This window comes from Acinetobacter sp. 1125_18A, from assembly GCF_052824985.1.
Genome location: NZ_VTDG01000007.1, coordinates 1 through 13,455 on the forward strand (window position 1 = coordinate 1; position 13,455 = coordinate 13,455).

Annotated in this window: 7 protein-coding genes; all 7 read right to left on the reverse strand. The window is 38.6% G+C overall.

Going from position 1 to position 13,455, the window contains the following annotated elements:
- Positions 1 to 3,291: two-partner secretion domain-containing protein (locus FY049_RS13245; RefSeq protein ID WP_446083823.1), on the reverse strand; the 3,291-nt coding region annotated here is incomplete at its 3' end.
- Between the two features lie 244 nt (positions 3,292 to 3,535).
- A complete protein-coding gene (blp2, locus tag FY049_RS13250; protein ID WP_446083824.1) occupies positions 3,536 to 5,956 on the reverse strand; it encodes an Ig-like repeat protein Blp2 in 2,421 nt (806 codons plus the stop codon).
- 200 nt (positions 5,957 to 6,156) lie between these two features.
- A complete protein-coding gene (locus FY049_RS13255) occupies positions 6,157 to 6,555 on the reverse strand; it encodes a GFA family protein (protein ID WP_446083825.1) in 399 nt (132 codons plus the stop codon).
- 59 nt (positions 6,556 to 6,614) lie between these two features.
- Positions 6,615 to 7,139, reverse strand: coding sequence for a hypothetical protein (locus FY049_RS13260; RefSeq protein ID WP_056515952.1), 525 nt, complete (start codon positions 7,137 to 7,139; stop codon positions 6,615 to 6,617).
- Positions 7,140 to 7,183: 44 nt separating this feature from the next.
- Positions 7,184 to 7,966 carry a lysophospholipid acyltransferase family protein gene (locus FY049_RS13265; RefSeq protein ID WP_056515955.1) on the reverse strand — a complete coding sequence of 261 codons (783 nt, stop codon included), beginning with the start codon at positions 7,964 to 7,966 and terminating at the stop codon, positions 7,184 to 7,186.
- Between the two features lie 188 nt (positions 7,967 to 8,154).
- Complete coding sequence (locus FY049_RS13270) at positions 8,155 to 9,270, reverse strand: beta-ketoacyl-ACP synthase III (RefSeq protein WP_004721819.1); 1,116 nt, start codon at positions 9,268 to 9,270, stop codon at positions 8,155 to 8,157.
- Between the two features lie 47 nt (positions 9,271 to 9,317).
- Entirely contained in the window at positions 9,318 to 13,298 is a 3,981-nt protein-coding gene (locus FY049_RS13275) for a DUF3418 domain-containing protein (protein WP_446083826.1), read from the reverse strand.
- Positions 13,299 to 13,455: the final 157 nt, after the last annotated feature.

Sequence of the window (13,455 nt, forward strand, 5' to 3'; positions counted from 1 at the left end):
GACTGTATTTAAACTATTGGCCTTTACAATGGCTTGTGCTTTGTGAATTGTGGCACTTAAACCTATAGGCTGACTAAAAGTATAATTTCCTGCATCCGCACCTGTTAAGTTATAGCCTGTTACGATCACAGACCTGATCCCGGCATTCTTATCTGTAAATGTTCCTATACCACTACCAGTCAATGAAACAAAATCTCCAGCAAATGGATTGACTGAAGCAGTGCCATTTAAGGTCGCATTGAACAAGCCATCATAAGTTTTATCTGCAACACTTATTCCATTAATGGTTAAAACTGCAGGCGTTATACTGGCTTTAAGATTTGTCGGCTGTAGCAAGTTGTAATTTAAAGCATCTGTTCCTGTCAGCGTATAACCCGACGCAATCACATTTTTATTATTACCCACATTTTTATCAGCAAAAAATCCAGATCCAGTACCGGAAAGCGTCACAGAGTCACCTGACAACGCTGTCACTCCTGCAGTACCCGATAATGTTGCTACTTTTGATGTATCATAGACTTTATCAGCAACGCTCAAGCCATTAATATTTAAGTCTCTTTTTGCTATTGTTAGTGAACCTGAACCACCATTTTCTTTATAAATTACATCATCACCAAACTGAGTTGTATTAGCCGCGATTGGAACACCACTAATCAGGATTGAGCCATCATTTAAACTATAAATCCCTGCATTTTTACTGGTTGTTTTATAATTCAGCCCTGAAGCCAGCGTTCCAGAAGCTATCGATCCATCATAAATTTTGTCAGAAAAATTAGCGACAATTTCTGTGACCAAGGGCTTTAGGAAATGACGTAGTAATGGCGCAGATCGTCCTTCATAAATACGCCAAACTTTTCCTGTACCACCTGCATCATCAATATCCCAACCTGCAAAAGTAGAAATTTGCTGAAGTTCTGTTGTGGTTTTTCCTACACCACCAGCACTGCTTGTTCTTCCAGAAGTACTGGTGTTCCAGAAACTATTTGTGGTTGTACCATTACCACCACCAACAAGACCACCAACATACTGCCCACCAGTTACACTTCCAGAAGAATAATTTTTGTCAACACTACCGCCATTGAACCCAACCAACCCTCCAACATACTGACTTCCAATAACAGTACCTGTTGCATAAGAGTTGTTAATTTGTCCTGATATTCCACCAACTAAACCACCAATATAATTATTTCCTGTCACCGCGCCTGTTGCAAAAGAAGAACTTACAACACCATCACTATAACCAACCAGACCGCCAATATAATTATTATTCGAATATTTTCCTTTTACAGTTACATTTGCATAAGAGTTTAAGATATTTCCTGAATTATAGTTCCAGCCCACCAATCCGCCATATTGCTCTGTATTACCTGTGACTAAGCCTGCATTGACATAAACATTATTAATCGTGCCAAGATTAATCCCCACGATCCCGCCTGTTTTTCCATAACCTGAATAACTTATATTATTCAATCCAACATTTTGTATAAGTGTATCCTGATGCGTAATCGCAAACAGTCCAATCCCCTGATACATAGACTCAATACTTAATCCACTAATCGCATGACCTAATCCATCAAACCGTCCACGAAAAGCCTGCTGTGAGAGATCCGTTGGACTCAAATTTGCATTATAAAAGCCAATTGGGTCGAATCCGGTATAACCATTCCACTGCCATGTACTGCTGGCATCTATGTCTGCACCCAACACATAATTACCACTCAGGTTCCCGTTGATCCCTTGTAAATCTTGACTTGTAGTCGAACCCTGTGCGCCCAAAGCCGTAATGACTTGATAGTTAATAGTAGCAGCCGTTCCTTTTTGGGTACTAAAATTCTGCCCAGCCTTTAAGTTTATTTTTGCACCATTGTTAATATAATAATTTGCGCTGGTATTGGCCGTGTTTTGTCCATATATCAAATTAAGTTTGCCACTATTATTGGTCGCTGTGATGTTGGCATTAATGTTGATGTCATTTTGTGCATTTAAAGTCAGGCTGTTCGCACTCCCCCAAGTCACATCAGCATTAACATTGATATCACCCTTCTGGTTACCCGTAGTGCTGGTTAGTAATATGACATTACTGGTTGCAAGAATGCTTGCTAAAGTGGTTGCGCCTATGCCGCTACTGCTTGCTGATGCATTACCCGAATTAATACTGAAATCGGTAGGGTCGATCAACCAGTTTCCGATTTTCCCGCCCTCAGAATGAGAGGACACCACCGTACTATTCTCAATCTTTACTTGAGCTGCGGAGGTTTCAATAAACCCACCATCTTGACCATTTTTCCCTTCAGCTTTAAGCAGACCACTGACATTTGTTTCACCATTTTGCATATCACCTAACAAAATGATTTCACCTTTGGCATTTTGGCTTAAGCGATTGGCTTCAATAATCCCGCTATGATTGACCACGGCTTTACTTAAACTGTCTTTGGCTTTTGCAGTTAAATATACAGCCCCATTATCGGCAAGAATTGCACCGCCATTGTCCACCAAGCCTTTTAATACCCCTTGATCAACTTGGTACTGGGTGAGTGAACCATCCTGTAAAGCAAGAGTGACTTGACTGGCAGCAGTGAGATGGGTAACTCCGTTTGGTGTCACAATAGAGCCTGTATTTTTAACATTGGGCGCAATCAGCGCAACAGTTCCACCTGATAAAGTTTGAATAGTACCGTTATTTTCTATCGTTGCTGTGCTATTGGCATTGGCTTTTAAAGTATATTTGCCATTTTGAATATCCGCATCGTTCAAACTTAAAGTTGAAGCAACCAAACCACCAACATTCACTTGAGCCGTCTTAGAAAAAACCACACCATTTGGATTGAGTAAAAACACCTGCCCATTGGCATTTAAACGCCCCATAATCTGCGATGCATTGCTATCCAAAACCCGATTAATGGCTATAGATGACTGGTTTTGTTGATTAAAATTAACCGTCGCATCTTTACCAATATTAAAAGTATTCCAGTTGGTCGAAAGATTTTGACTATTCTGATGAATATTTAAAACGTTGCCATTTTGGGAAATATTGGCTGAACCTTGAGTGATATTGGCGCCTGTAGGCAGTTCCGTATTAGAAATTGCGGCATAAATCGATAATGGCAATAAAGCTAGCCCCCAAAAAGCCAATCGGATTAAATTTATCCCAGATACTTTTTGAACAGTGCCCGTCAGCGCGTTTTTATGATCCACAGTACTTTGTGAAGTGCTATGATTTTTTGCCAATTCTGAAACAGCTTGCCAGCACCTAAGTTGTGAATTCCAAATAACTTTATAAATTTTGTTCATGACAATCCCCAAATCTAGTTTTTGATCAAATATCAATCATTAGATCAAATGGGGAAATATAGAGATATACCTGAAATTGGGTATTTTATATGTATAAGTTCACGTTTTAGATAAAAATATAAACGCTGAATAAAATTATTCAGCGTTTATTTGAAAGCCTTATGCATCAATTTTAAGCTAAACCAGCGCTATAAAATCTGGTTTCCATAAAAGCACCCGTAGGTGCTTATCTGGTTATTTTCAATCAAAAGGTCAGTAATTGTGGATCAAACAAGTCTTTGATCAGATCAGATTGCAATACAGGTATATCTTGCGCTGATAGATTTTCGGCTTTATTGAAAGCGACCAATTCAGTATTTTTAGCATCATCGACAACGGTTGTAGTACTTTGATCAATTGTTTGAGCAAGCACATCATCAATCTGATTTGCAGTTAAATCATTGACTGAAGTCTTTGCTAACAATTCATCGACTGAAATGGCCGTGCTCTCTTGAGAATTGGTATTGTCTACCTTGATGTTGTCAACGTTGGTATTCTCAAGCACATCTTGCAGTACAGTGGTTATGCTTGTACTGAGAATAGCTAAGCTGCCAGCTATAGGCGTATGATCTAAATATGAAACATTTGAATTGAGCAGCGAAAATTGATTTTCTATTGGTGTCGATTGCCCTAATACTTGAGCGCTACTTTCTGGCTCAGAATTTAAAACACCTGACCCAATCGCATCAGCACTTTTAACTGAATCAATATTCGAATTAGCTAAATCAGCATGAAAAGCCAAGGCTTCATCAAAAACTGCCATTTTTGCGGCGATTTCGACTACAGTAAATGTTCGAGCATCACTCACTAAACTGGTATTCCCTGCTTTATCCGTTTGTACAGTAGTAATACTGTGACTCCCCAGAGTTAAATCATAAGTAAAACTAAATGACCATTTACTATCTGCACCGACTGTGACCTTTCCAATTGCCTGATTATTATCATAAATAATCAAAGTCGCCCCAGCTTCTCCTGTTCCTGAAATCACAGGGCGCTTGTCATCTGTCGTCCCATTTGCAGCAACAGAACCTACAGTTGTCCCCACATCATCAACCACATCTGTGATTTTTGGACTTGCAGGCGCGGTTACATCTTTGGTACCTGTTACAGAGCTAAGCACTGACTGATTTCCAGCTGCATCTGTTGCATATACACTGCCAACTTTTGCTTCAGTCAATGCTGTTGAAAGCGTGACAGAATAATTTCCGTTTGCATCCGTTGTTGCTGTGCCTAATAATTTATTTGCACTGTCATAGACTAAAATTTTAGAGTTTGCTTCAGCGGTACCCGTGATCACAGTACCTTCAGCATTTAAATTGGCCACGGGTTTATCTGGTGCTAAAACATCTTGTCCTGCTTTAATTTCTACAGCACTCGACTTATTTCCTGCAGCATCTTCAATAATAATTTTGCCAGTCTTGCTTGTATCTAAAGCAGGAGAAATAGTGATATTGAATTTACCATTGGCGTCTACAGTACCCGTTGCAATCACCGCACCTGTTGAGCCTTGAATAATCACTTTAGCATTTGCTTCTGCTGTTCCGTGTATTGAGGTCCCCTCTTTAGACACCTCAAACTTGGGTTGATCAGGTGCGATAGTATCTTTACCCACTTCAATATTATGTTTTTCTGATTTATTTCCAGATGCATCAATTGCTTCGACTGTACCGATCTGGCCTGCGGTTAAAGCAGGAGAAATGGCAACAGAAAATTGTCCCTGCGCATTGGCTTTTGCAGTACCAATCAGTTGACCTGCTGAGTCATACACATTAATTGTGGCATTCGCTTCTGCTTTACCAGTAACAATATTTCCTTGCTCATTTAACTGCCCTTGAGGCTCATTGGGTGCAATAGTATCTTTCGTTCCAACAACCGAGGTATAGGTTGAAGCATTTCCAGCTTTGTCTTTTGCATTGATATAATAAGTATTGTTGTTTAGCAAAGCCTCTGGCAATGTCAAAGAATAATTTCCATCTTTATCGACCACTGCTGTGGCAATCACTTTCTGGTTTTTATCAATCACATAAATAGTCGCACCCGCTTCAGCGGTACCCTTAATTTCAGTCCCCTCTGCATTCAATGTTGCAGTCGGTGTTTTGGGTGCAATAATGTCAGTAACACCCTTTGATTGATTACCTCCACCATCATCAATCAATGCCAAACCTAAACCAATTGCAGAAACAAGACCGACACCTGCTTTCACTGCACTTGAAGAAAATAGATTTGAAAATGAAAACTCAGGGGTTGAATCTTCATAGGCAGAGACTTGTTGAACAGCCGCAGTATTGGCGCCTTCATAGAGTAAAGTATCGAGTTTTTGCAAACCGCTATAGTCTGTAAATTTTCCATTGGCATCAAAGTGAGCAAGTGAGAAACTTCCATCTGCTTTGGGGAACGTTAAAGAATGCGTTGTGGTTGAATTGGCTTGAAAAAAACCCTCTAAAACAATTTGCTCACCATTATTTAAACTAATAATCAGCTTATCGCCTAGTCGCTCTAGTGTTTTCACATCTTGTTGTGTGAGACCAATTTGAATAATAGCGGGTTGATCTAAACTGACCGTTTTTGCTTGAGAATCCTGTAGTAATATTTTGTCTTGTTTTGCAGCGACGACTATTCTTGTCATTTATACCTTCTATTGATTTAAAGTGTATTTTTTTAAAATTATACAGAAGGTATTTATATATACAAATGACTTAAACTGATTTCTGAATTATTTATAAAAATATAAAATTCAGATACTTAAAAATAAGTAAGATAGCGCACAAAATCTTATTTAAACAATAAATATCCAGCATTCTTGTTGTTCACATATAACTTCACTCTTTAACAAAGCGCTTGAGCAAATTGTGGGGCATCATCCAAAATTTCAAACCAAGCAGCTTTGTTATCAGTAAACGCATGTGAAACAATCTTGCCTTGAACAGGCTCATTTACAATGCCTACACGTAATCTCACGACCTCAGGTAGGTCTAAACGCGCACTAAATAATGGGGATGCACATCTTTTACAGAACGTTCGCTTTTTATTTTCAGTGGCATAATATTCTTGAAACAATGCCTGTCCTTGAACAATCTCTAAATCTTTAGTCTGAATAGGAGCAATCGCCACAAATGCTGAACCTTGGGCTTTTTGACATTGCTGACAATGACAGACAAATATTTGAGGGATTTCACTACGAATTCTCAGTTGAATACCACCACAAAGACATGAAGCTGTATACATTTTTATTCCTCTATATTGTGAGTAAACTCATTTTATCAATCAATTGTAACGCTTATAACTTATAAATAATCAAATGGATAACGTGAAAAAAGTTCAGGATGGATGCGATTCACGGTATCTTGAAATTGCTCCAACTCTACCTTAGATAATGGATTTTTATCCAAGTGTTGTTCCAGCGCTTGCAGAAGTAAAGCAAATTGTAAAAATTGAAAAAAGTTGATTTGCATCGACTGAAACTGATCGCGTTTTAAATTCTCATCTAAGTCCATACCTAAATCATGATCATAGAATAAAATATCAAAACTATTCCGATCTAAAAACCATTCATCACCTTGACCTGTACGACCAATTTTCCATAGTTGTTGGGATAAATTTTCCACATGCTCTGCGAAATACTGGTTTTCCTTTATCGTAGTTTCATAGCCAAATAAATCAATATCAGGGGTAATTTCAGTATCGCTACACTGTCCTAAAAATTCGAGATAATAAGGAACTTGAAGAAAAGGCACAATACTTTGAATGGGTTGAGTTCGCAGATTGAATAGATTAAGTATCTGTTTAAAATTGGTATGCAGTTCAAACATTATACGATCTCAAAGGTTGTTTTTTTTGTTCTAAGGTTTTTGTTCTAGGTTTTTTGTTCCAAGTCATGTGCTCGATAGGACTTTAACGACTCAATTTCAGTATAAATGCTCGCTTGCAATTGATCACGAAATACAATCATATCGTCCATGTTTTCTATCTGGTCAATAGATAACCGTGGCATAAATTTAAAATAAAAAGGGATTCGCTTTGGAATAATATGCTTCGGAATCGAAGGAATAACTTCACCTTGTCTAAGCAATGAACCTATTTTGGGATTTGATAATATTTTATTAAACCACTTTTGTTTAAGCAGCACGTTTACATCAAAAGCTAAATCAAAAACTTCATCACCACCTAAAGCCACAAAAGGAGCAATTTCATAACCAAATTCCTGAGCCAACTTTAAGAAACCAAAGCGTTGCTTCCAGATCAGTTGATAGGCTTCACCTTTACGTTTAATGACTTCTCGACCGCCGCCTGGAAAAACCAGAATCGAATAACCTTGTCGCATCGCTTCTTTGGCATATTCTTGTACACCATCAACCCCACCGACACGTTTAACCACTTCTTTCCAAATCGGAATATGAAAATGCATATGATCAGCTAAACTGACCACTGCGATTTTATGTTCTGTAAATAAATAATCAATCAGAATCGGAGAATCTAAAACACCATAGATGGTGTGATTACCGACATACATGGCTGGTTTATTCGGCACTAAATTTTCAGTACCTAAAAATGTTGGACGAAAGTAAAAGCGCTGTAAGCTGCTTATTAATCGAATCAATTTAGCGTTGTGTCGTATTTTCAAGGTTTTTTCAGTCATGCTGTATCTCTACAAATACTTTTCAACATTATTTGATCTTGGCCTTAAGCGTATGACTCCTCCTTTTTCTGGGAAGAGCTTTACACAAATAAAATAACTTAAATCCTCGACAATCTCCCCCCTTTTTTTCAAAGTAGCTGAACTGCGCTTTTCGCGGCACAAGGAGGGAGATTTTATAAAATTATGATTTAAGCAACATGCTTTTGCACAAGGATTGAACCCACAGAATAACCTGCACCAAATGAACACAGCACACCATATTCGCCATCATTCACCTGATCCGCACTACGATGTAATGCAATGATCACACCTGCTGAAGACGTATTGGCAAACTCATCTAAAATGATTGGTACCAAATCAGGATCCGCTTCTGCAACTTCTTTGCCGACAATGAGTTTTAAAATTAATTCATTCATATTGGCATTGGCTTGATGCAACCAAAAACGTTTTACGTTTTCAGGTTGAATACTGTTCTTTTCCAATTGCGTAGAAATAATTTTCGCAACCAATGGACACACTTCTTTAAATACTTTGCGGCCATCTTGACGGAATTGCTTATCATCACGAGAAGTTAATTCTGAACCATTTAAGAAACCAAAATTATTTCGGATGTTATTGGAGAATTGGGTAAACAAATGGGTATCTACGATTTCAAACCCTGTTTTGCTGTCCGTTTCTTCAATAATTGAAGCTGTTGCAACATCACCAAAAATAAAGTGACAGTCACGTGAACGATAGTCAGTATGACCCGAGGTAATTTCTACATTAACCAATAGCACACGACGTGCACCCGTTTTTACAGCATCGTAGGCTTGTTTTAAACCAAATGTAGCAGCTGAACACGCCACATTCATGTCATAGGCATAGCCCTGAATACCCAATGCCGTTTGAATTTCAATTGCAACAGCAGGATAAGCACGTTGTAAGTTTGAACAAGCCAAAATCACCACATCAATGTCTTCTGCAGTTACGCCTGCATTTTCCATCGCTTGTTTTGCTGCAATTACGCCCCACTCTGCTTGGATTGAAAGCTCTTCATCTGAACGTTCTTCTAAACGGGGACGTAAGCGATTAATGTCTAGGACACCTGATTTTTCAATGACATAACGACGCTTTACGCCTGATGCTTTTTCAATAAATTCTGCGCTTGAACCACGACGGGCAACAACTTCACCCGCTTCAATTTTTTCAGCATTTTCACTGTTAAATTGTTCCACATAAGCATTTAAACAATCCACCAATTCTTCATTGGTAATCACTTCTTCAGGATGGTACAGACCTGTACCTGTAATACGGATGCCCATGTAAAACTCCTTTTTTAAATTCACAAATATTTCAAATTATTTCTATTCTAACCGATTCCAAGCTTTTCCCATACTTTTTGTATTCTGGTTGACGAAATCGGCATCTTGGTTTTCATTGGTTGAGAAAATAATGAAATACGTAGTTCCTCAACCATGAAGTAGACTTCTTTAACACGAACATCCGACTTAAACTTAAACAGTTTATCCATCCAAGGATCTACTTCTTTAATTGCAGCATCATCACGATTTAGGTTATTCGGCAATCGATCTAAACGCAATAACAATGCTTTTAAATAACGTGGATATTCCTGCCAAATATCGGAAGATTTTGAATAAACAAAATTGGATAAGTTCATTAAATCCAGTTGATCTTCAATATCATTCATATTTTTAGCAAATACATCTTGATCCAACATCAGCAATTGCTGACGTATTTCCTGCCATTGAATATAAATTTCACTGATCAGCTTTAATGCTTCCTGACCATGACTTAAAAATGACTTTTTCACATCAGCCATGACTATCGCAAATTCTTCAGCATTAATGGGTAAATCTTGAATTGCCATTTGTAATGTTGCGTACACCAACATTTGCTCAAGTTGTGCTTTATCGCCCAAAGGTGAATATGCCAATGCCAGTGGCTTGGAAATTTGCTTTTTCAATTGACGGATCAAATCCCCCAATTGCATATGAATCAAACGAATTACGCCTTCACGATGCTGCTTAATCGCTTCACTTTGATCATTAAAAGTCTGAATCACAATACCAGAGTCATCTTTCAACTCTAACTTAGCAAAGTCTTTGCTTGGGACCAGTGCCTGATATTGTTTAACCACAACCCCGGTTACTTTCTGAGAAGCCTCAAATACAAAGCTTTCAGGGAAAGTAGTAAACTCACCTTTTAACTGTTTGACAGGACTGTGTGTTTCAGTACGACAACGTGCTTTAAGTTCGGCAAGATCACGACCTTTTTCAATCACGCGGCCTTTTTCATCAATTACTTTGATAAATGGAATTAAGTACTGATCAATACGTTCAAAAGAAAAATCTTTACTGGTAATTTGTTCACCACGTAATTGAAATGCCAAAAACTCAAAAATATGCTGATGCAAATGTTGCGCATCGACTGCTTTGATCAATTTATTGGCTGTATCTGGGATCGGCACCAAATTACGACGTTTATCTTTTGGTAAGGCTTTTAATAACGCTTCGATTAAATCCAAACGCCAGCACGGAATCCCCCAAGACCAAATATTTTCATCAACTTGCGCTAAGGCTTGTACCGGAATTTTTACTGTTGCGCCATCTTCATCATGACTTGGATCAAAACGATAGCTGGCAGCTAAACGTAATTGTCCATTATGTAAATAATCTGGAAATTGCTGTGTGGTTGGACGGTCATTCATCCATAAATCATCATCATCAACAAACAGATAACGAGGATTCTGCGGTTCTACTGTTACTCGCCAATCTTCAAAACTACGACGACTGGCAATTTCCGTAGGCACTTTTGCGGCATAAAACTGATAAATGGTTTCTTCATCGACAACCAAATCACGACGACGCAGTTTGTCTTCCACACGCTCAACTTCTTCAAGCTTTAATAGGTTGTGTTTTAAGAATGGTGGCGTTGTTCCCAAGTTTCCTGTGGTTAGTGCATCTCTTAAGAAAATTTCATGCGCAGCCAACTGATCCACTTTTTCATAATTGGTGGCGCGTTTCGGTTCAATGATCAGCCCAAATAATGAAATCTGATCATAAGCATTGACCACACCCGGTTTTTTCGCCCAATGTGGCTCAAAATAATGATGTTTTAATAAGTTAGGCGCAGCTAAAAGAATCCACTCAGGCTCAATTTTTGCCAGTGTGCGTAAATACACCTGTGAGGTTTCGACCATTTCAAATGCCATTACCCATGGGGTATTGGTTTTATGTAAGGTCGATGCAGGAAAAATTCGGGCTTTTTGCTGACGAACTGCCATAAAAATATTACGTTCGCCAGTTTTATTGGCAATAAAAGACAATAATCCTGTCAATAAAGCACGGTGTAAGTTTTCATAACTGGCTGTCTTTTCATTGAATGAAAGTTTTAAGCCCTGTGCTAAATCCAGTAATTGTTCATGAGTTTTCTTCCACTCACGTAAACGTAACCAGCTAAGAAAATGCTGTTTGGCAAAATTACGTCTTTTGCTTTCACTTAAAGTTTCACGATTTTCAGTCAGTGTATTCCACAGTTTAATATAAAATAGAAAATCTGAATCTGCTTCTTTAAATAATGCATGTTTTTGATCCGCCTGCATTTGCTTATCAGCAGGACGCTCGCGTGGGTCTTGTACTGCAAGCGCTGCAACAATAATCAAAACTTCATTCAGCACCCCAAAATGAGCACCACCGAGAATCATCCGTGCAAGGCGTGGGTCTATTGGCATTTTTGCCATTTGTAGACCGATTTTGGTTAAACTGTTGTTTTGAAGTTCGGCTTTTTTAGTAGCAGGTTGAGCAAGTTTTTTTGCTTTAGCACCATCTACTACTCCCTGTTGGGAAACCTCACTTTCACTTTGTGCAACCGCTTGAGGAAGATTATTTGAATTTTGCACTTCATGGATAGCACCTAATTCAATCAGCAACTTACGCCCATCATTGACCAAACGATGGTCTGGCGGCTCAATAAAATCAAAATCTTCTACAGCACCTAAACCCAGACTTTGCATCTGTAAAATAACTGATGCTAAATTGGTCCGTTTAATTTCGGGTTCAGTAAAATCTGGACGACTTTGAAAATCATCTTCACTGTATAAGCGAATGCAAACACCTGGTGCAATACGACCACATCGCCCTTTACGCTGATTTGCAGCAGCTTGAGAAATCGCTTCAATCGGTAAACGCTGTACCCGTGAACGATAGTTATAGCGAGAAATACGCGCAAAACCACTGTCGATCACATAACGAATATTCGGTACAGTCAACGCTGTTTCAGCGACGTTGGTTGCGATGATAATACGTCGCCCACCACCAGAGGGATTAAAGATTTTCTGCTGTTCGGCTAAAGCTAAACGTGCATATAAAGGTAAAATTTGCGTATGTTTAGGACCAAATTTTTGCAAGGTCTCTTGTAGTTCTCGAATTTCTTGTTCAGTGCTTGAAAAAATAAGAATATCCGCATGTTCAGGATGCCCCTTAGATTCAGCATCCTTAAAACATTCTTCTACAGCTTGTACCACTGCACGTGGTAAATTTTCTTCAAAATCATCAAAGTCATCATCATCACTGCCGCCGATCGTCATCTCAGAAATCGGACGATAACGCAGTTCTACTGGAAAGCTACGTCCTTCCACTTCAAAAATCGGTGCGCCATTAAAATATTCGCTAAAGCGATTCACATCTAATGTCGCTGAAGTAATAATGATTTTTAAATCAGGGCGCTTTTTTACCAGTTGCTTCAGGTAGCCCATGATGAAATCAATGTTTAATGAACGCTCATGCGCTTCATCAATAATAATCGTGTCATATTTATTTAAATAACGATCATTAGAAAGTTCAGCAAGAAGGATACCGTCCGTCATTAAGCGAACGATTGAATCATTTGATCCTTGTTCATTAAAACGCACTTTAAAACTGATGCTTTCACCCAGCTTTTCACCAACTTCTTCAGCAATACGTTGCGATACACTTCGTGCTGCCAGACGTCGAGGCTGAGTATGACCAATCATCCCAGTTAAGCCACGACCTGCAAGCATTGCGATCTGTGGCAATTGTGTGGTTTTACCAGAACCCGTTTCCCCTGCAACAATAATAATCTGATGCTTTCGAATCGCTTCAATCAGTTTATCTGCATACTGGGTAACCGGTAGATCCTGATTGAGTTTGATTGTCGGTAGACTGGCTAATCTTTTTTTGACTTGATGGTTTGATTTCTCAAACAGTTCTTGGAATTTTTCAGGATGAGCATCTTTTCCTTTTTTCAGTCGATTTAAACGATGGCGATCTCGTACCATAACCCATTGATCGACATTTAACTGATTTGGCACAGATGCATTATCCTAATACTTAAAATTGAACGGAATATTTTACGCTGTAAAGCACAGGAGAGATAGTCCAATCAAAGTGAATTCATGTTTACGTTATATATGTATTATAAAAATAATATTTTAAAGCTGCTAAAGCTCACTCAACTAAGCAACTGTC